This is a genomic window from Emticicia sp. CRIBPO (genome assembly GCF_009905725.1).
Classification (GTDB): Bacteria; Bacteroidota; Bacteroidia; order Cytophagales; family Spirosomataceae; genus Leadbetterella.
The window spans coordinates 403,325-423,720 of sequence record NZ_JAAAKV010000005.1 but is presented as its reverse complement, the minus strand read 5'-3'; the positions used below and the strand labels follow the sequence as shown (position 1 = coordinate 423,720).

General features: G+C 45.9%; 15 protein-coding genes and 1 pseudogene. 10 read left to right on the top strand and 6 right to left on the bottom strand.

What is annotated here, in order from left to right; all coding sequences use genetic code 11:
* Nucleotides 1-51: 51 nt before the first annotated feature.
* The 6 genes from GVN16_RS13130 to GVN16_RS13105 all read right to left on the bottom strand — a co-directional run bounded on the left by GVN16_RS13130 (nucleotide 52) and on the right by GVN16_RS13105 (nucleotide 10,581).
* On the bottom strand, nucleotides 52-1,242 hold the full coding sequence (locus tag GVN16_RS13130) for a glycosidase (protein ID WP_166564348.1): 1,191 nt from the start codon (nucleotides 1,240-1,242) through the stop codon (nucleotides 52-54).
* 51 nt (nucleotides 1,243-1,293) lie between these two features.
* On the bottom strand, nucleotides 1,294-3,120 hold the full coding sequence (locus tag GVN16_RS13125) for a sodium:solute symporter family protein (RefSeq protein WP_166564347.1): 1,827 nt from the start codon (nucleotides 3,118-3,120) through the stop codon (nucleotides 1,294-1,296).
* Nucleotides 3,121-3,126: 6 nt separating this feature from the next.
* Nucleotides 3,127-4,266, bottom strand: coding sequence for a glycoside hydrolase family 26 protein (locus GVN16_RS13120; protein ID WP_166564346.1), 1,140 nt, complete (start codon nucleotides 4,264-4,266; stop codon nucleotides 3,127-3,129).
* A 103-nt stretch (nucleotides 4,267-4,369) separates the two neighbouring features.
* Nucleotides 4,370-5,593 (bottom strand): glycan-binding surface protein, encoded by a 1,224-nt coding sequence (locus GVN16_RS13115; protein WP_166564345.1) that lies wholly within the window; start codon nucleotides 5,591-5,593, stop codon nucleotides 4,370-4,372.
* 24 nt (nucleotides 5,594-5,617) lie between these two features.
* Nucleotides 5,618-7,297, bottom strand: a complete 1,680-nt coding sequence (locus tag GVN16_RS13110; protein ID WP_166564344.1) for a RagB/SusD family nutrient uptake outer membrane protein — start codon at nucleotides 7,295-7,297, stop codon at nucleotides 5,618-5,620.
* Nucleotides 7,298-7,320: 23 nt separating this feature from the next.
* A complete protein-coding gene (locus tag GVN16_RS13105; protein WP_229244148.1) occupies nucleotides 7,321-10,581 on the bottom strand; it encodes a TonB-dependent receptor in 3,261 nt (1,086 codons plus the stop codon).
* A 268-nt stretch (nucleotides 10,582-10,849) separates the two neighbouring features.
* Between GVN16_RS13105 and GVN16_RS13100 the strand changes: the two genes are divergently transcribed.
* From GVN16_RS13100 to GVN16_RS13055, 10 genes and pseudogenes are all read left to right on the top strand, one after another.
* Complete coding sequence (locus GVN16_RS13100; RefSeq protein ID WP_166564342.1) at nucleotides 10,850-11,734, top strand: AraC family transcriptional regulator; 885 nt, start codon at nucleotides 10,850-10,852, stop codon at nucleotides 11,732-11,734.
* Between the two features lie 177 nt (nucleotides 11,735-11,911).
* Complete coding sequence (locus GVN16_RS13095) at nucleotides 11,912-12,526, top strand: TetR/AcrR family transcriptional regulator (protein WP_166564341.1); 615 nt, start codon at nucleotides 11,912-11,914, stop codon at nucleotides 12,524-12,526.
* Complete coding sequence (locus GVN16_RS13090) at nucleotides 12,523-12,945, top strand: hypothetical protein (RefSeq protein WP_205748852.1); 423 nt, start codon at nucleotides 12,523-12,525, stop codon at nucleotides 12,943-12,945. The genes GVN16_RS13095 and GVN16_RS13090 overlap by 4 nt, the downstream gene beginning before the upstream one ends.
* A 101-nt stretch (nucleotides 12,946-13,046) precedes the next feature.
* A pseudogene (locus GVN16_RS13085) lies at nucleotides 13,047-13,376 on the top strand (DUF3995 domain-containing protein); the annotation flags it as partial.
* Nucleotides 13,377-13,384: 8 nt separating this feature from the next.
* Nucleotides 13,385-13,963 carry an NAD(P)H-dependent oxidoreductase gene (locus GVN16_RS13080; protein ID WP_166564339.1) on the top strand — a complete coding sequence of 193 codons (579 nt, stop codon included), beginning with the start codon at nucleotides 13,385-13,387 and terminating at the stop codon, nucleotides 13,961-13,963.
* A 77-nt stretch (nucleotides 13,964-14,040) separates the two neighbouring features.
* Complete coding sequence (locus GVN16_RS13075) at nucleotides 14,041-14,406, top strand: DUF4260 domain-containing protein (RefSeq protein WP_166564338.1); 366 nt, start codon at nucleotides 14,041-14,043, stop codon at nucleotides 14,404-14,406.
* Nucleotides 14,387-14,827, top strand: a complete 441-nt coding sequence (locus tag GVN16_RS13070) for a PaaI family thioesterase (RefSeq protein WP_166564337.1) — start codon at nucleotides 14,387-14,389, stop codon at nucleotides 14,825-14,827. Before GVN16_RS13075 ends, GVN16_RS13070 begins: the two co-directional genes overlap by 20 nt.
* Nucleotides 14,828-14,887: 60 nt before the next feature.
* A complete protein-coding gene (locus GVN16_RS13065) occupies nucleotides 14,888-16,240 on the top strand; it encodes a TolC family protein (RefSeq protein ID WP_166564336.1) in 1,353 nt (450 codons plus the stop codon).
* Between the two features lie 27 nt (nucleotides 16,241-16,267).
* Complete coding sequence (locus GVN16_RS13060) at nucleotides 16,268-17,308, top strand: efflux RND transporter periplasmic adaptor subunit (RefSeq protein WP_166564335.1); 1,041 nt, start codon at nucleotides 16,268-16,270, stop codon at nucleotides 17,306-17,308.
* Nucleotides 17,309-17,353: 45 nt separating this feature from the next.
* Nucleotides 17,354-20,395 carry an efflux RND transporter permease subunit gene (locus GVN16_RS13055; protein ID WP_166564334.1) on the top strand — a complete coding sequence of 1,014 codons (3,042 nt, stop codon included), beginning with the start codon at nucleotides 17,354-17,356 and terminating at the stop codon, nucleotides 20,393-20,395.
* Nucleotide 20,396: the final 1 nt, after the last annotated feature.

Here is a 20,396-nt window from a genome sequence, read left to right as displayed (position 1 = left end):
TCAGGCCGGAAAAACAGCCTGTTCAGAAGATTATGGTTTAAAAATCGATAATTAAGCCAACTCGGGCTGTTTCAGCCGGCTGATGTTCCCGGTAATGATTTCCACTACGTTTTTAACCGAAGTAGCTGACCTGAATCCATCCGCCGGGGTATTGATACAATAATCCACGAGTTTATCTACTGTACTTGTAGCCACGTGCATCCGCGTGTCCGAGGAAGCATAATAGATAAACACCGTGCCGTCTTCGTCCAGGATCCAGCCGTTCGAAAAAATAACGTTGGACACATCTCCAACCCTTTCGACACCCTCGGGCCCGATGAAATATCCGGCTGGTTTATGAATCACCTTTGTGAGTTCTTCCAGGTCGGTCATAAACATATATAAGACGTACCGCAGGCCTGCGGCCGTATTTCTGACCCCATGGGCAAGGTGCAGCCAGCCTTTACCGGTTTTGATGGGTGCAGGCCCCTGCCCGTTTTTTACTTCATAAACCGTATGATATTGTTTCTGATCAATGATGTATTCTTTTTCGACAACGGCATTTTCCATGCTGTCTGTAAAGCCCAGGGCAATGCCTCCGCCTGTTCCGGCTTCAATAAATCCATCCTGCGGGCGGGTATACAGGGCATACTTCCCTTTGACAAATTCGGGGTGCAAAACCACATTCCTCTGTTGCGGAGAAGGGGTTCTAAGGTCAGGCAGCCTTTCCCAGGAGACCAGGTCTTTCGTCCTGGCAATTCCTGCCTGGGCGATGGCCGAAGATTCGTCTCCCGGTTTTGCCGACGGGTCTTTTCTTTCCGTACAGAATATGCCGTAAATCCAGCCGTCTTCGTGGGCTACCAGTCTCATGTCATACACATTACCGTCGGGCACGTCGGTTTCCGGCATCACGATCGGGTAATCCCAGAACCTGAACTGGTCAATACCGTTAGGACTTTCGGCGATGGCAAAAAACGACTTGCGGTCGGTACCTTCCACCCTGACTGCCAGCACATATTTCCCCTGCCATTTGATGGCCCCGGCATTAAAAGTAGCGTTGATACCGAAACGTTGCATCAGGTGGGGGTTACTCTGGGGATTGAGGTCAAATCTCCAGAAAAGAGGAGCGTGTTCTGCCGTCAGCACAGCATTTTCATACCGGTCATAAATCCCGTTCCAATGTTTTGATTTCTGATTTTTCCTCAATATCAGCTCTTCGTGAGCTTTTTCAAGTCCGGTCATCTGTTCTTCAAAAAATGTCATCTTTTTAAGTGTTTTAGGTAATTCGTTACATAGGCTATTTTGTCGTCATTTTTACTCTGACGGGAGTTTCTTATACCAGGTTTTCCAGAGAATAAATACACATACCAGCAATACTCCGGCTGTTAAAAAACCCTGGCCGGGCATCATCAGTACAATAAATACGGGTAAAGCGGTAATGGCGGTTTGCCCGACCGTTCCGATGAGTACATTGAACATATCCAGCCCGAAACTTTTATTGGTTTCAAATGCAGGGTCTTCTTTTTTAACGGCTTCGTCCACCGGCCCCCAGAATCCCCACGGCCTGACATTCCTGTAAAACTTTTTCAGCACTTCCATGTCTGTCGGGGGGCTCAGCAAAGAACCCGCCACTGACCCGATGACAGATAAAAGAAGGATTAAAGGGAAATAATAAAGCGGCAAGGTATCCTGGTAAATATAAGGTAAAATCATCGCAGAAAGAATACCGGCCAGCATTCCCCAGAAAAACCCGGTGCCGTTAAATCTCCACCAGTGCCATTTCAGCACATTGGCAGCCACATAGCCACCATACAAGGCTCCTACTATCCACTGCAAAACACTGTTGACGTCTTTGGCAAAAAGGCCCAGGGTAATGCTGATAACCACCACCGCCAGACCGAGAGAGTAATTCATCCTTGAAATCTGCTTGTTGGTAGCGTTGGGATTGATGGATTTCAGGTAGATATCATTGACCAGATAGGCCTGGGCGGCATTAAAAGTACCGGCAAAAGTACCCATGAATGCTCCCATCAGACCCACAAGTATGAGTCCGAGCAAGCCTGAAGGTATGTGGGCGTTGAGAACCGCCGGCAGCAGACGCTCAAAGTCCGGACCGGAAACTCCGGCAATGTTCAGGTCTTTGTAAAAAATAAGCCCGAGAACCGTCACCCCGATAATGAGCAGATACCGGGTAGGCAATAAAACCACATTCACAATCATGCTCATCATAGCCGCTTCCCTGGGCGATTTCGTCGACAGTATCTTCTGCATATCGTAGTTCGGAGCAGGTCCGGCCAGGCTGGCCAGGATTCCCTTGGCGGTCATGAGGGCAAAAAAATAACCGAACGGAGAAAAGCCGTCACTTTTGATTTTCACATTCACCTCTTCCAGGTAACCGGTCCAGTCCAATCCGAGGTCTTTCCCGAAAAAGAGGTCCTGCCATCCACCCGGAACAGGCAGGTTATGACCAGACAGGGCGTTCATTGCTATAACAGCCACAGCCACCGATACGAATACCATAATCACATAATGGATCAGGTCTGCCCACACAATGCTTTTCATTCCGCCCAAAAGAGAATAGAAAACAGTGAAGAGGGTAAAGATGATTCCGTAAAAATGAGCCACATATTCGGGGGCCAGGTCAAACATGAGGTAAGGCTGAACCACCTGCCATGGAATGAAAATCTCGAGAAACTTTCCCAGGCCTATAAATCCGTAGGCCATAAAACCCAGACAGCACAAAAGGGCAAAAGCGATGATAATTTTATGAGACAAACGGGCGTCATGCTTTGAACCGAAGCGGGTCAGCATCCACTCAGCCCCGGTGGAAACATTAGACCGCCTCAGCCAGACAGACAGGTAGACCATCATGAAAATCTGGTTAAAAACAGGCCATAGCCAGGGCAGCCAGATACTTTTTACCCCATAAATGAACATAATGGCCACCATCCAGGCGGTACCGGAAATATCAAACATACCGGAAGCATTGGAAACACCAAGCATCCAGTAGGGCATCGACTTGCCCCCCAGCATATAATCGTTTTTACTTCTTTCGGCTTGCTTTTTCATCACTATACCAATAACCGAAACCACGACCAGGTATAAGATAATGACTGTAATATCTAATAGTTGTATTTTCATCCGGACTTATTTATATAGTTTCAGTTTAGTTGTCTTATCCAGAAGCAGCACTTTGCCCGTGCCAATCATTTTAAGGAAATCCTTTTCGCTTTTCTGGCCTTTGTATGGAGCATAGTAATGGTCGGGGCGACCGTTTCTCCAAACGAGGAAGTAAGACAATCTGCTGTCTTTCACGACAGGTAAAACGATGTTGGTCCACCAGTCGGCTTCGGTCACTTTTTCAATGCCCATTTCAGAAACAATGCAGGGTTTGTTGTTTTCGGCGGCTATTTCTTCAAGCGTTTTTACCATCCTGCCAAAATCGGCTTTGAACGAAGCATTACTGGCAGGAGCATTGCGATGGTAAAGATCAAAACCAAGCAAATCAACAAAATGATTGCCCGGGTATCTTTCGAGATAATGTTCTTTGGAAGTGAAGCTGTCGGTGGAATAGGCGATCAGCAAATGATGCACCTGCTTTTCTTTCCGCAGATAATTGACGGTGAGTTCCCAGAATTTTTTATACTCTGCAGGGGTGCAATGGCCGGCTCCCCACCAGAACCAGGAACCTGTGTGCTCATGATAAGGCCTGAAAATGACCGGAACGGCGGTGCCGTGAGGGTCTTTTAAGCTGTTAAAAAAGACAGCGAGCTTGTCGAGCCATTTCTTGTAATTGTCTGTTTTAGCGGGATCGTTCAGGATATTCCTGATCGTAAAATCAACTTTGTCCCAGGTCGTTTTTGAGGGATCAAGCGGATTATTCGGATGCCAGCTGAACGTAATGACACCGCCCTTGGCATAGTGTTCAATGGTCAGTCTCCGCATCTCTTTAAAGGGAACATTATCAAGGTTGGCAGGCTTATCCAGTTCCAGGTGACCCAGGTCCCAGCCGATCACGGCAGGATGCTGCCCTGAAATGGTTTTTACGTCAGACTTATCGCTACCGCCTGTCCATCGGCTGCCATCTTCATTCAGCCCGTAAGCCAAAGCATCCTGGTGACCGAACATAACGCCTTTCCCCTGGTTTTTGATCAGGTTTCGATAAAGGGCTTTGGTTTCTTTGGTGGCTTGGGGGTCGGTTTGTGCCTTTACAACAAGGGAAAGCAGGCATAAAACAAAACAGGAAAATGTTCTGACCCCGGTAATGCTTGTGTTTGGAAGGTTCATTGCTATTGGTTTTGTGTTGAAAATTGGGACGGGAAAAGAATCCCGCCCCAATATTAGTTTCGAAAATTTTACTAACCTGAATAATCACTAACCAAGTGTCTTTTTATTCGAGGACAGGCACGGGAACAATCCTGAAATTATCCCAGTAAACCGTCATTTCTTTTTTGTCGGGTCCCTGAATAAAGATTCTCACTTCTTTGTAATCAATCAGGTCTGATTCTAACAACTCCTTAACTTTCGTGCCTTTTTTATCTCCGGCATCTCCTTCACTGAACATAAAGTCAGAAAGAGGAATGGTGACGGTCTGCCACCCGGAGGTTTTGAAGGCCGCTCCTGAAGAAGCATCTGCTCCCCATGGGAAATTATAATTCCATGTTCCCTGTGCCGGTCTGTACCAGATCCTCAGGGGATTGGAAGTCCAGTCTTTCGGGACATTGATCTCAAACTTAACCTGGTACCTTTTTACGTCTCCGGCAGTAATCCCGTAGTTTTTCAAAGGCTGGTTGTTGGCAAAGTGGAAGATTTCACTCCAGCTCCACTCTCCTGCATAAGCCCCTGCTGCTACCGCATAGTTACGGTCAATCGGTGCAGGAGTCGGGCCGTTTACCACCCCGATTCCCGTCCAGCTGCTGATGCCGTTATCCATTGAGTAAATAACATGCCTCATGTCTTTGTACTTGACCGCCACTTCCTGGGTTGTGGCTCCGTTTGAGACTACAACGGCTGTATTTTCGCCCAGGTTGGCAGGTACTACCACATGGATTTCCTCGGCGGTCAGTTTAGTAGGCTTGGCTTCGACGGCACCGAATTTAACCGTCGTATTGGCCTGAGTAAATCCGTAAAGGTCAAGATTTTTGGCTTTTATGATGAGATTCTGCCCGGCTGGGGTAAACTCTTCCGTTGGTCCTCCATAGCCGTAAAGAAGCAACGGAGCCATGTAAACCGTGAAATCAACCTTAGCCTGCCCGTCTGATCCGGATACAACAATCTGGTTGGTCACTTCTTTGGGCACTTCCTTAGGGATTTTGAAAGTGATTTCATTGCCTGTGACATAAGCCTCTTTGATGCTCACCTCGATATTATTGACGGTGATCTTGCTGATGCTGCAAAGGTTGGTCCCTTTCAGAATAACCCAGTCATCCAGTTTCGCTCCTTTGATATCCGCCTTTCGATTGGTAGGCGTAGTTACGGAAGAGATCGCCGGTGAGCCGTTACAATTGGCCGAGGGATTTTCTTCGTCTTCTTTCCTGCAACCGGTGATGAAGACAGAGGTCATCAGGGAAAGAGCCGCTAAGCTGAAAAATATTTTATTGAATGATCTTTTCATGATTTTGAAATTTTAGAATGATTTTTACCATCCCGGATTCTGAGGTCCGAAGTTTTTATTGGTGATGATTTCCTGCTCAGGTACCGGCATCAGCAGGTTTTTCTCTTCACGACGCTTGGTGATGTTGTTTTCGTCCACACCAATGGCGTTCATCGCATCCAGGTAAATGCCCCAGCGGATCAGGTCCCATCTCCTGTTTTGTTCCAATGCCAGTTCTCTGGCCCTTTCTTCAATCACAAATGATCTGAATCTCTGCTGGTTCAATCCTGAAACTTCAGAAGCCTTGCTGCGTTTACGGATGCTGTTCAGGGCGGCATAAGCTTCGGCATTTGGTCCTCCGTTTACTTCGTTTTCAGCTTCAGCATACAATAACACGATGTCGGCATATCTCAAAAGCGGGAAGTGGAAATCATCCCTGTCGGTTTTGTTATCGCTCACCGCTCCGAATTTGGTCAGATGGGCTTTGTAAAAATCAACGCGGTCTGCATAATAGGTTTCAGCTCCCGTATAGCCGTAAAGCGGATCTTTGGCGGCCACTTTAGCGGCATGTTTAGGCGGATAATAATTGATAGAGCCCCACTGGTTCCATCTGTGCATCACACCTTTGACCACACGCTCATCCTTATCGTCCTCGAAAAGTTCATACCAGTGGTCACGGCAACCCACCCAACGGCCGTTGGCAATTTCGCCTGCGGCATTCATGTATCCGAGATACCAGTTGTTTGTTCCTGAGGCCGTTCCGTTGTTGCCGTTGGTCAGGGCCTGCAACATCCAGATGTGCTCTCCTTTATTTCTGTTTGCGACGGTCCAGTTTTCCATAAAAGTTGGAAAAAGTACAAATTCTCCGCCCTGCATCACTTCTTTGGCCTTGTCCCTGGCCAGTTTAAAATATTCTGCCGAATTAAACACTTCATAACCGGCTACCACTTTCTTAGTCACCGTAATCTCATTGGGTGTGGCTTTCAGACTCGCATCCGGATTCCTGGCAGGTCCGCCATGGAAAGTCACCTGGGCATTGGCCAGTGAAGACGCAGCGATCGTCGAGTAAACTTTCACCAGCAGGGCACTGGCTCCTCCTTTACTGATTCTGCCTGTTACAAAATTCGGGTTGTTTCTTTTATATAAATTACCTTCGGCCTTTTTAAGCAGGTCGATGATTTCGGTATACACTTTCTGAAGGTCCTGACGTGGCTGCTGAGAATCCGCACCGGCTCCAAGGGATTTGTCCATCAAAGGGATTTTGCCGTAAAGTGTCACCAGTTTGAAGTAAGCATAGGCTTTAAGAAACTGGAAATGTCCCATAAAGTCTTTGCGGCGTTCTTCATCAAAAGTCATTTTTTCTACAGCTTCAATACCGACATTGGCACGGTGTACCATTTTGTAATAACCGCCCCAGGTCCTTTCCCTGATATAAGCTTCTCCGGGAATGGTGAAGTTTCCTGAACCGATACCCCCAAGAATCCAGGTAGGCCCGGTTACGTGGTCTTCGTCCATGTTTCCGAAACGGTTCATCACATCATACTGAAAAACTTCAGAGTTCAGGGTAGAATAAACCCCCTGCAAAATAAAGTTGGCACCCTCCGGACTATTTTCAAGGGCTGAAGGGGAAAGGAAGTCAAATACTTCTTCCTGCAGGGCGTCTTCACACGAAGTAGCCCCGAATATCCCCCCTAATAAAAAGCTTATAAAAACCAGTTTTTTCATCTTTCCTAAATTTAATGTTTTGATCAAAGGGTTAATTTTATACCAACATTGTAGCTTTTGGCATTCGGGTAGGAGTTAAAATCTACCCCGCTTCTGCCACCATTACCACCCAAACCGTTTACATCCGGATCATACCAGCTGTAATTCGTTAAAGTCCACAAGTTGCTGGCATTGGCATAAATATAGATCGAACCAAGCCCTTTCACAGGGTTATTCAAAGTGTAACCCACACTGACATTTTTCAGCCTGATATAAGATCCGTCTTCGATGTCCCTGTCTGTAATACGTCTGTCACGACGCTGGGTATTCCATGGTTTAGGATATTTGGCTATGCTCGGATTTTCCGGTGTCCAGCGGTAAAGGAAGGCATCTTCAAGGCCGTTTCTCACATCCCCGATGTGCATATCGAAAAGGTTGGCATTTAAAATGTCGTTGCCGTAAACACCCTGGATAAAGAAGCTGGCCGTAAAATTCCTGTATCTGAAAGAGTTGTTAAGGCCATATACAAACTTAGGATTGGTGTTCCCGATGATCGCACGGTCATTTTCGTTGATCTGTGTAGGGTCGTCGTCAAGGTTAAGAATTTTAACTTCCCCCAATAGTTCTTTCTGTGCTGCATCGCTTAAATTAGCTTTCGAAGGATCTGCTTTTACTTCGGCAATATTGTCATAGAATCCATCTGTCTTATAACCAATAATCGTTCCGATAGGCAGCCCGTCTCTTCTCAGGAAGGTCCTGCTGACGTTGTAGTAAAGATTGCTGGCATACTGGTCTGAGCCCAGCCCGCCGATCTCATTTTTATTCGTACTGATGTTTCCTGAAATATCCCACTGCAGGGCATTGGCAGGTTGGAATACTTTCACGCTGGCTGACAATTCAACCCCTTTGTTGGTCACAAAAGCCGCATTGACATATTTAACCGGGAATCCTGAACTCGGAGGTGTTTGCTCTTCTGTCAGCAAATCGACAGTCTTTTTAGAATAAACATCCAGTGTTACGTTAACCCTGTTCTGAAAAAAAGCGGCATCAAGCCCGGCATTGTACTGGTGGGTGGTTTCCCAAAGCAAATTAGGGTTACCAGGTCTGTAGCCTTCTACAAAACCATTGACCTGTACGCCATTCAATACGCCCTGAAGCGGCTCCAGCCTGTCAAGGGTGGTGTATGGCCCGATCGACTGGTTACCGATCTGACCGTAACCCAATCTCACTTTCAGGTCATCGAAGAAATTGAGGCTGCGGATAAATTTCTCATCCGACAGACGCCAGGCCAATGCTCCTGAATAAAAATTAGCCCATTTGTTGTTGGCTGCAAAAGCGGTTGTTCCGTCACGACGATAAGATAAAGTCGCCAGGTATTTGCTTTTGTAGTTATAGTTTACCCTGCCCAGGAACGACATCAGCCCACCCTTCGACTGACCGTTCTGTATCTGGTAAGTACTTTGTTTTGCTCTCTGGAAATTAAAGTCACGGGTCAGGTCATCGTCAAACTGGGATGCCGAAACGTTCATGTAATTGGAAGTCCAGAACTCTCTTGTAAAACCACCCAAAGCCACGACGCTGTGGTCTCCGAATGTTTTGTCATAAGTCAGTAAAGACTCCAAAGTTGTTGCATACCAGGTATTTTTGTTGTTACCTGCCACACCGTTTCTCGGCTCACGGCCTTCCGACAATAACCTGCCGTAATACAATGCCCTTTCATTTCCGCTGTAGTTAAACCCTACATTCTGACGGAATTTAAGACTTGGTAAAATCTTGGCTTCGGCATAACTCGACGAGAAAATATTGTTGGAAAACAACTGGTTTTTCAGGTCCCTGGTATAGAAATACGGGTTCGCAAACAACCACGACACCTGGTCGTTCTGCTGCACATTGGTAGTCGGTTCAAAATTCGGGGTTGTAGGCAGGTACAAAAGGGCCGTTCTCAGGATACCCTGAAGCGACGAACCGGAACCACTACCCGAAGAAGTCGGTACTGAGTTGTTCTCGCCTCTTGTGAAGTTATTGTTGGTATTGATCGTCAGCCATTTGTTGAACGTCCGGTAGACGTTTGCCCGCATGCTATATCTTTTATAATTGGAATTGACAATGATACCGTTCTGATTCAGGACGTTGGCCGATACCGAGTATCCACCCTCTTTGGTGGCACCGTGAAAACTCAGGGTATAATCCTGTGACGGGGCCGACTGGAAAATCAGGTCCTGCCAGTCGGTTCCTGTGAAGTTTTCGACAGCAATATTGTTCTGCAGATTGCCGGTGATTCCTTTGCGGTAATCGTCTGGAGAAGGCAGATAGTATTTGTTGATGCTTTGGATATTTGCCCTGGTAGCCGGATCAACCCAGACCGTATCCGAAAGGTATATGCCCGGATAAGGCAGACGCTCAAAAACTGTATTTTCATAAATCTGTGCATTCAGGGTCGCCTCATTCTGATATGTGGCATACTGGTATGCATTCATCATCGGGATGGTTTTCGAAACCTTCGACATGCTGAAATTAGAGGTAAATTCCACAATATTCCTTCCTTCAAACGACCCTTTTTTAGTGGTAATCAAAACCACACCATTGGATCCCCTTGAACCATAAAGAGCCGTTGCAGAAGCATCTTTCAAGACTTCAATGGCCTCAATGTCCTGGGGATTCAGGAAGTTAAGCGGGTTGGCATTTTGCTGGGAAGCATCTGTGCCGACACCGGCAATGCTGTTGGACGCACCGCCACCCGAGGTAAACGGAATACCGTCAATCACATACAAGGGCTGGGTGTTACTTGAAAAAGAGTTGGTTCCCCTGATCTGGATGTTAACCCCTCCACCCGGAGCACCGTCGTTTTTCTGAACCAGGACGCCGGCCAGACGGCCCTGTAAACCCTGGCTGATGTTGGTAGGCACAGCCTGAAGCATTTCCTTGGTATTGACCGAAGCCACAGCCCCTGTCAGGTCCCTTTTCTTCTGTGTACCATAGGCCACCACCACAATATCTTCCAGCATGTTTTCGTCTGCCGAAAGCGTCACATTGATCTTAGACTGGCTTCCCACGACCACTTCTTTGGAAACCATACCTACAAAGCTGAAAACCAGCGTGCTGGATTTAGAAGGCACCCCGATGCTGAAATTTCCTTTAGCATCAGAAGCCGTTCCGCTTGATGTTCCTTTGACAAGGACACTTACACCCGGCAGAGCCTCACCTGCGTTGTCTGTCACAGTACCTGTAACAGTTTTTGTCTGAGAATAAGTCGTGAAAATTATTCCAAAAAGTAAGGCTAAGGTTGAGATAAATTTTTTATACATAGGAATAATATAAATAGTTATTGAAATAATCAAAGTACAAAATACGCTAAACTTTTTAGCACAGATATAACACTATTTTATCTTTTTATAGATAAATTATTTCAAGTACATAAATTTATTATCCCTTTTTTCAAGATATTTAAATATTAATTCGTAGCATTGTTTAATTATCTTAATAATATATCTGTAATAGTAAACTATTTCTAAAAAAAGCAATATTATACTATTTTGTTATCCCTTAGTACAAATTTATCTCTTTCTAACCTCAATGAGCCAGATTTACAATGAAATCACGCCTCTGACTCCATACGATTGCTTTACCTTCTTCTCCAGAAAAAAAACGGAGTTTGATTTCCCTATTCATTATCATGAGGAATATGAACTGAACTTTATCCTCAATGGAAAAGGCGTAAAAAGAGTCATAGGAGACCATAGCCAAGAGATAGATGACGTAGAGCTGGTGCTGGTAGGCAGTAATTTACCACACGGTTGGCTGACTAACAATTATAAATACACGAATGGCCAGGAAAAGATCACTGAGATCACCATCCAGTTTCACAAGGACCTGTTTGAGGAAAACTTCCTCCGCCGAAACCAGCTGTATTTCCTTAAAAACCTGCTCGAAAGATCTTCGAAAGGCATCCTGTTTTCAAAAGAAACCACCCTTGCCGTCAAAAAGAGAATTATCGACCTCACCACCAAAACGGGTTTCGACTCTGTGCTGGAACTGATCTCCATCCTGCACGATCTCTCCATCTCAAAACAAATGAAGCTTTTATCCAATGCCACATTTGCAGGGGAACAGATCACTTACAACAGCAGAAGAATAGAGAAGGTGTTTGAATATATGCGGTCAAGCTATAATAAAGATGTGTCGCTGACCGACGTGGCTAAGATTGCGGGCATGACGGAGGTATCTTTCAGCCGTTTTATCAAGAAAAGGACGGGAAAAACCTTCGTGGAAAGCCTCAACGACATCCGGCTGGGATATGCCGCCAGAAAACTCATCGATTCCTCAGAAACCATTGCTGAAATCGCCTTTAAGTGCGGATTCAACAATGTTCCTTATTTCAACCGGCTGTTTAAAAAGAAGAAAAACATAACCCCAAAGGAATTCAGGGAAAACTACTCAGGCACAAGAACTTTCATTTAACCGAATTAACCTAAAACCCAGGGGCATCATCAGCGAACCGTTCCGGTTTGAAGGTGGTGCTTTTTTTATCTGCCCTTAACGCCCTGAAAATAAACTTTAAAAAAAATCAGTTCTTTTATTTTGAAAAATGAACACTGTTCATTTTATTTGCAGTGTACTTTAAAAAATCATCATTCAGTGGGCGTAACAGAAAGAAAAGAGAGAGACAAAGAAGAGATGCGTGTCAGGATCCTGAACGCGGCGAGAAAGCTTTTTTTAGAACAGGGTTACGAAAAAACAAGTATCCGTAACATCGCCGATGCTATAGAATACAGTCCGGGTACCATCTATCTGTATTTCAAAGACAAAAACGAACTGCTTTTTGCCTTACACAGCGAATCCTTTATCGGGCTTATAAAATCATTTGAAGCGGTGGCTTATATTGAAAACCCCATGGATCAGCTGATCGGTATGGGAGAACAATACCTCCGGTATGGCCTTGAAAATCCGGAATTATATGACCTGATGTTCCTGATGATTTCACCCATTGAAGCCCTGGCCTGTAGCGACGACATCTGGGAAGACGGCAACAGGGCATTCGGCATGCTGAAAGCCGTGGTACAGAGATGTCTCGATGCCGGGCATTTCAAAGGCTACGATTTGGATGACCTTTCGATGATGGTGTGGGCGACCGTTCATGGGCTTGTTACGCTACATCTCCGCAAAAGAACACTGATGTTTGATGAATCCGAGAGAATTCCGAGGTTGATCAGAGCCCTGGAGTTATTCTCACAAACTTTGAAAAGTTTATGATTACAAGAGAAGCAAAATTAATGGCCGGAATCATCATTCTGACGGTTCCGTCCATTGCCTACGGAGGTACTTTTTTGTTATCGGTGCTGTCCGGTCAGTTTGATATGCCGCTGACAGACTTTCAGAAAAGCATGTTCCGTGCCGGTCATGCCCATGCGGGTGTTTTGGTGATCCTTTCACTGGTTACACTTCTTTTTGTTGATCACACGATATATAAGGAGAGAGTCAGATGGATGCTTCGTTCCGGTTTCCCGTTTGCAGCTATTCTGATCAGCGGAGGTTTTTTTGCAGCTGCTATCGGCAATCAGCTTAATCAGCCAAACAGCATGATCTGGATACTTTGGGTAGGTGTGGCTGTTTTCGGAATCTCATTGGTCGGTTTGGGGCTGGGTTTAATTCTTTCATACAAAAGACATTAGAAATCATGGTTATTACCTTATCGGTTATCAATGCCCTTGTTTTTTTCCTGATTTCCGCTATCCATATCTATTGGGCTCTTGGGGGTAAATGGGGTGCCGCATATGCGATCCCGGGCAACATGAAAGGACAACTCTCTTTTCAACCCGGTGCATTGGCCACTCTGACAGTGGCTTTTGGCCTCATGGTATTTTCTTTTCTGATGCTCACCGGATCAGGATTAGTCTCTTTCAGCCCAATCGACAGATTCAAAGATACAGCCTTATACATCGTCAGCGGAATATTCCTGGTCAGGGCTATCGGCGAGTTCAGGTATGTCGGACTGACTAAAAAGATCAGAAATACAGCATTTGCCTTACTTGACACCCGTTATTATACCCCTTTATGCCTCTGGCTGTTTGCCAGTATCCTGTTTATCGCAGTAAAAAATTAATCACATTTATGAAAAAGATATTACTTATCCAGGGCCATCCCGACAAAGAAAGTTACTGCCAGGCCCTGGCCAATGCCTACCGGACCGGAGCTTTAAATGCAGGGGCAGAAATAGAGGTACTCAACATTTATGATCTGGAATTCAACCCCAACCTCGAGTATGGGTACAGAAAAAGGACCAACCTGGAACCGGACCTGATCGCGGCTCAGAAAAAGATTCTCTGGGCAGAACATATTGTCGTTGTTCACCCGCTGTGGTGGGGCGGTGTTCCGGCTTTGCTGAAGGGTTTTTTCGACCGTATTCTCCTGCCAGGATTCGCATTTGAGAAGATAGAAAACTCGCTCTGGTGGAAAAAACTGCTGAAAGGAAGGACAGCCCGCATCATATGTACGATGGACCAGCCGGCCTGGTTTTACAGGATTTTTAACGGGGGGCCGGGCTACAAAGCCCTTAAAAGAATGACTTTCGAATTTTGCGGAATCTCCCCTGTCGGAATAACTTCTATAGGGCCGGTGAGGTTATCAAAAGAATCATTCAGGGCCAGAGAACTTGAAAAAGTCAGAAAGCTAGGAGAGAAAATGAAATAATATATCTGAAAGGATTTCTTTAATGAAAAGAAAGTACAGTAATTAAGCCTTTGTTTAATCTCTCAAACCCAGCCCTCATGAAAACCTTGATCACCCTTGAAGAAGCCGGACAGTTCTTTCTCGGCATTATTTTATTCAGTCAGCTGGACTATGCCTGGTGGTATTTCCCGGCTTTGCTGCTGTTACCGGACCTTAGCATGATAGGATATACGATAAACCCGAAAGCCGGGGCATGGGTTTATAATTTTTTTCACCATAAAGCATTAGCCATATTCATTTATGGCATTGGAATTGCAATAGCATCTCCAATCTTGCTCTTATCTGGTGTAATTCTTTTTTCTCATTCGGCCATGGACAGGGTATTCGGCTATGGATTAAAATTTGAAAACGCGTTTAATAATACACATTTAGGTAAAATAGGCAATGACAAACAAAATAATTGAATTCTTTAAAGCCAACATCGGTAACAGGATGGGCGAAAACAGCCCTTCATTGCTGGCTAAATGGCTGGATGGCAAACTGGTAAGTGCAGAATTCGGAAGTCTGGGCTTTGAATTTGAAGTAAAGCCCGAATTTACCAACCCTGCCATGATACTCCACGGCGGTGTAGCTTCTGCCATGATGGACGAAGTGATCGGGGCAACGGTTTATTCCCTGGATAAGGGTGCTTTTTATGCTTCTGTCAACCTGAATGTCGACTTTCTGAACCCCGCCAAAATAGGTGAGATAATCCTCGTGAAATCAAGTATTGTCCGTAACGGCAACACGATTGTTCATGCTGAATGTCAGATCACCAACGAAAAAGGGGATATCATTGCCAAGTCGGTGAGCAATATGGTGAAGACCAGTTTTACGATGAAATAACCACGCAGATACTATAAAATGTTTCCTAAAAGAAACAGCCCATATACCTAAAGAGTACTCATGAAAAAAATAACCTTTTACCTCTGTTTAACATGTATTGGCGGCCAGGCCGCAGCCCAGTCCGGGATTGTGCAAAGCTATGTGCAGCAGGGACTTGAAAGCAACCTGGCCCTGAAACAACAAAACCTCGAATTTGAGAAAGCGGTCAAAAACATTGACATCGCCAGAAGCAACCTTTCGCCAAGAATTGCGTTTGCTCCCAATTACACCCTGGCTGCCGGGGGACGTAAACTTGATTTCCCGATCGGAGACTTGCTGAACCCGGTTTACAAAACCCTTAACCAGCTGACCTCCAGCTCCAATTTCCCGATGGTCGAGAATGTCAGCCAGCAGCTGGCCCCCAACAATTTTCATGAGACCAAAGTGACCTTTCAATATCCTATCTTCAATACGGATATCAAATACAATATCCTGCTGCAAAAGGAGCTGCTCCAAACCGAGGAGGCCAAAAGAAAAGCTCTGAAATATGAGCTGAGATATACGATTGAAACCGCCTACTATCAATATCTGCAGACACTTGAAACCATTAAGCTGATTGATCAGTCCAGGACTGTTTTATCCCAATTCCTGGTCCTGAATCAGAAACTGGTGGCTAATAATGTGGCTCTGAAAGACGCGGTCATGTCTACCGAATATGAGATCAGTAAACTGGATCAGCAGAATTCGGTTTTCCGCAAAAACCGGGAGTCGGCCAAAGCCTATTTTAACTTCCTGCTGAACCGCGATCTTACTACGGATATTATTGCAGATACCTCCCTGGTCAATATTCCTGTTCATGTGGAAGACCTGGAGCGGTCCAAGCAATCTGCCCTCATCAACAGGCCGGAGTTTAATCAGCTGCAAAGCGGTATTAAGGTCAATGAGACGATTTTACTCATGCAGACCAAAAACGCAAAACTTCCTCAGCTGTCTGTAGGTGGCAGCACGGGTTTCCAGGGATTCGGATATACTTTCCGGAACCAGGCATATGCCCTGGCACAAATAGGCCTGCAATGGGATCTTTATCACGGATATGAAAAGAAGCACAAAATGCAGCAAACGAAAATCCAGAAGAGCATTCTTGAAACGAAAATCGAAGAAGTGAAACAGCAGGTCCAGCTCCAGGTCACCCAGGCCTATTATGATCTTGTATCTTCTGAAGAATCGCTGAAATCAGCCCTGGTAGGTGTCGAAAAAACGGAGAAGGTATTGAAAATAGTGGAAAGCCGCTATAAAAACGGGCAGGCCATCTATGTTGAATATTTTAAAGCCCAGAACGATGATATGGTGGCCAAACTCAATGTTTCGCTGGCCCGCTATGACATGCTTGTCAAAAAATCAATGCTTGACAGGTGGTCAGGCTCAGGACTATAACAAAACCTAATAAGAACATATACTTCTATGAAATTCAAAGCTCTATTTCTGACCCTTATCATATTTGCTGTTTCCTGCGGTAAAAAAGAAAAACCCGCAGAAGCCGCCAAAGAAGAATCCCTCCTTACTGTTTCGCTGGCCAATCCTGAAAGGAAATCTATAGGAGAAAAGATCATTGGCAGCGGCGTGCTTTCTTCCAAATCAGAACTTAAGCTGGCTTTCAAAACAGGGGGCATGATCCGGAAGATGTATGTCAAAGAAGGCCAGCTCGTCAAAGCAGGTCAGCTCCTTGCCGAACTGGACCTGTCCGAAATAGACGCTCAGGTACAACAGGCCAGACTGGGGGTTCAGAAATCAGAAAGGGATCTGGACAGGGCTAAAAAACTGTTTGCCGATGAAGCCACTACCCTGACGACTGTTCAGGACGCCACCACCGGCTTTGAAGTGGCCAGTCAGTCTCTGCAAACGGCCATTTTTAATCAGAAATTGTCGAAAATATATGCCCCGGCAACGGGACGAATACTACGCAAACTGGCGGAGCAGGGAGAGTTGATCACACCGTTTAACCCGGCCATTATCCTGGGCACAGGTGAATCGGCTTTTATGCTGAACCTGGGATTATCGGATAAAGACCTGGTAAAAGTATCTGCCGGCGACCAGGCCGAAGTATCACTTGACGCCTATCCGGAAAAAACATTCAAGGCAACCGTAACCCAGATTGCCCAGACCGTCAACCCTGCTACCGGGACTTACGAAGTGGAGCTCCAGATGCAGCCATCGGGCGAAAGACTCATTTCGGGATTTGTAGCCAAGGCCTTTATCAGCCCGAAAACAAAGACCAGCGGCCTGATGATTCCTATTGCGGCGGTGATTGAAGCCAATGGCAGCAACGCCTATGTATTTGTGTATTCAGACGCTTCGAAAACCGTTGCCAAAAGAGCGGTGACCATCGGAAAAATCATCGACCAGTCTGTCCAGGTATTTTCAGGCATCAGCGAATCTGACCTGATCGTTACGAAAGGGGCCAATTTTCTGAGCGATAATACCAAAGTAAACGTAGCTAAATAAGGCTTCCTAAAATCTTATACCAGGACTTTTTGACAAGAAATATATATGAAAATCGCAGAATTTTCGGTTAAAAACTATCAGTTCACCATCATCATTTTTGTGATGATCATCGCTATTGGTATCAACTCCCTGATACAGATGCCGAAGGCGGAAGACCCGGTGCTGAAAGCCACGTTTAACTCCATCGTCGTGGTTTATCCCGGTACCAGCTCGTCGGATATGGAAAAGCTGGTAATGGATCCTATTGAAGAAAAAATTAGCAGCATTGATGACATCAAAAAAGTGATTTCGACCGCTGATGACGGCGTAGCCAGTATCAGGATAGAATTTGAACACGCCATCGACCCGGAAGAAAAATACAATGAGGTACTGAGAGAAGTCAATGCCATCCGGAGTAAATTACCGCAGGACATTTACAGTATTGATGTACTGAGATATACCCCTGAAGGTGTGAGTATCCTGCAATGTGCCATCATGTCTGAAACCGCCCCTTATGCAGAACTTAAAGAATACGCGGAGGACTTAAAAGACCAGCTTCTCAAGGTAAAAACACTTAAAACCGTAGAAACCTGGGCGTATCCCGAACAAAGGGTCAAAATATCGCTGAATCTTGAAAAAATGGCCCAGTACAGGATCCCCCTTAACCGGGTCATCGGGGCCATTCAATCAGAAAATGCCAACATCCCGGCGGGGTCTATCGAAGTAGGCAACCGTAAACTGAACGTTAAAACCTCTGGTTCTTATGAAAACCTGGAGCAGATCAGGAATACGATTGTCAGCACATCAGGCACACAGGTCACCTATCTTTCTGCCATTGCGGATGTAGAGATGGGCTACGAAGAAGAAACTTATGTAGCCAGACTGAACGGCAAAAGAGGTATCCTGGTTACGGCCACTCAGAAGAAAAACACCAACATTTTTGATGTCAGCAAGCTGGCCAACCCGATCATCGATGAGTTTGCCAAAAAACTTCCTGCGTCTATACAATTTGAAAAGAATTTTGACCAGGCCCATAGCGTTTCAAAAAGATTACTCGGCCTGGCCAGGGATTTTGGCATCGCCATTGTCCTGGTACTGATCACTCTCATCCCGCTGGGTATCAGACCGGCCATTATTGTGATGATCTCTATCCCGCTGTCACTGGCTATAGGTCTGGCGGCACTCGACCTGCTTGGTTTCGGAATCAACCAGTTGTCTGTTGTCGGACTTGTGATCGCATTGGGTTTGCTCGTAGATGACTCCATTGTGGTTGTTGAAAACATTTCCAGGTTTATCCGGGAAGGGCATTCAAGAAGAACCGCCGCCATTGAAGCCACCAAGCAGATCGGACTGGCGGTGGTAGGCTGCACAGCCACTTTGATATTTGCCTTTCTTCCGCTGACCTTCCTTCCTGAGTCGTCGGGAGAGTTTATCAGGAGCTTACCGATGGCGGTTATCACGACCGTACTGGCTTCGCTTTTCGTTTCCTTTACGATCGTCCCTTTCCTGGCCAGTCTTTTAATGCCTAAAGAGGAGAAAGAAGAAGGCAACATTATTCTTCAGTTTATGAAGAAGGGTATTGAAGGATCTTACCGTAAAATTCTCCACTGGTCATTGAATCATCCGGCCATTACCCTTTTGATAGCTGTTTTAGTGTTTGTCGGCAGTTTGTCCCTGATCCCTGTGATCGGTATCAGCGTTTTCCCGAAATCCGAAAAACCACAGTTCCTGATCAATATAGAAACGCCGATCGGTGTCAACATTTCCGAAACCAACCAGGTAGCCCGGTTCGTAGAAGCAGAGCTGTCAAAACACGAAGTGGTGAAAAACTTTACCACCAATGTCGGTAAAGGCAACCCGAGGATTTACTACAACGTCATTCCTCCCGGGGGAGCCATCAGCAATTTTGCCCAGCTGTTTGTACAGCTCCAGGAAGCCACTGAAGTGCCGGAAAGAACCGAGTTCATCGATCTCCTCAGAAAGAAATTCAAGGTATATCCAGGTGCAAAAATCCAGGTGATCGAGTTTGAGCAGGGACCTCCGGTAGAAGCCCCACTGAGTGTCAGGATATTCGGTGATAACCTCGACAGCCTACGGTCGATAGCTTTCAAAGTTGAAAAAGCCTACAAAGCCACAGAAGGAACGATTTATGTCAACAACCCGATGTCGGCTATCAATACGGACCTGCGGGTTAAAATCAACCAGGACAAGGCCGGCCTGATGGGCATTCCGACCAGCGACATTGACCGTACCATCAGGATGGGTATTTCGGGCATTAATATCGGTAGTTATAAGTCGCAGGACGCTGACGATATCCAGATCAATGTAGGCCTGCCAAGAACAGGAAAACCCGATGTTTCGGTCTTTGACAAGATGTTCATTGCCAATCCTTCAGGCATCATGATTCCTTTGTCTCAACTGGCCTCAGTCGCCTTTGAAACGTCTCCCAATAAAATCAATCACTATGACCAGGAAAGATATACCACGGTGAGTTCTTTTGTAGCCAATGGCTACCTTACCCCTGCTGTGAACCAGGCATTCCAGGAAAAACTCGCGAAGATCGATATTCCTTCCGGGTATTCTATTAAAACGGCGGGAGAGCTGGAACGTCAGCAGGAAACTTTCGGGGGACTCGGAACCATCATCATCATCACGATCTTCGGTATCCTGGCGATCCTGATTCTCGAATTCCGTACTTTTAAAAGCTCATTCATTGTACTTTCTGTAATTCCTTTGGGTATTATCGGGGCGGTAGGCATCCTCTTCCTGACGGGTAATTCTCTTTCCTTCACAGCGGTGGTGGGTATCATCGCCCTGGCCGGTATCGAGGTTAAAAACTCGATCCTGCTGGTAGATTATACCAATTACCTGAGAAAACATGAGGGCTTAACGATAGATGAGGCCATAGAAAAAGCAGGGGAAACAAGATTTATTCCGATCGTTTTAACAACCATGACGGCCATCGGTGGCCTGGTTCCCCTGGTGATGGAGCATTCGCCACTGTATTCGCCGCTGGCTTTGGTGATCATCGGTGGGTTAATTTCCTCACTCATCCTGACCAGGATCGTGACGCCTGTTATGTACAAATTATTGCCGCCGAAAATCTAAG

Coding starts and splice junctions, on each gene's coding strand:
- GVN16_RS13130 (WP_166564348.1), bottom strand. CDS start 1,242: ATGACATTTTTTGAAGAACAGATGACCGGACTTGAAAAAGCTCACGAA.
- GVN16_RS13125 (WP_166564347.1), bottom strand. CDS start 3,120: ATGAAAATACAACTATTAGATATTACAGTCATTATCTTATACCTGGTC.
- GVN16_RS13120 (WP_166564346.1), bottom strand. CDS start 4,266: ATGAACCTTCCAAACACAAGCATTACCGGGGTCAGAACATTTTCCTGT.
- GVN16_RS13115 (WP_166564345.1), bottom strand. CDS start 5,593: ATGAAAAGATCATTCAATAAAATATTTTTCAGCTTAGCGGCTCTTTCC.
- GVN16_RS13110 (WP_166564344.1), bottom strand. CDS start 7,297: ATGAAAAAACTGGTTTTTATAAGCTTTTTATTAGGGGGGATATTCGGG.
- GVN16_RS13105 (WP_229244148.1), bottom strand. CDS start 10,581: ATGTATAAAAAATTTATCTCAACCTTAGCCTTACTTTTTGGAATAATT.
- GVN16_RS13100 (WP_166564342.1), top strand. CDS start 10,850: ATGAGCCAGATTTACAATGAAATCACGCCTCTGACTCCATACGATTGC.
- GVN16_RS13090 (WP_205748852.1), top strand. CDS start 12,523: ATGATTACAAGAGAAGCAAAATTAATGGCCGGAATCATCATTCTGACG.
- GVN16_RS13080 (WP_166564339.1), top strand. CDS start 13,385: ATGAAAAAGATATTACTTATCCAGGGCCATCCCGACAAAGAAAGTTAC.
- GVN16_RS13075 (WP_166564338.1), top strand. CDS start 14,041: ATGAAAACCTTGATCACCCTTGAAGAAGCCGGACAGTTCTTTCTCGGC.
- GVN16_RS13070 (WP_166564337.1), top strand. CDS start 14,387: ATGACAAACAAAATAATTGAATTCTTTAAAGCCAACATCGGTAACAGG.
- GVN16_RS13065 (WP_166564336.1), top strand. CDS start 14,888: ATGAAAAAAATAACCTTTTACCTCTGTTTAACATGTATTGGCGGCCAG.
- GVN16_RS13060 (WP_166564335.1), top strand. CDS start 16,268: ATGAAATTCAAAGCTCTATTTCTGACCCTTATCATATTTGCTGTTTCC.
- GVN16_RS13055 (WP_166564334.1), top strand. CDS start 17,354: ATGAAAATCGCAGAATTTTCGGTTAAAAACTATCAGTTCACCATCATC.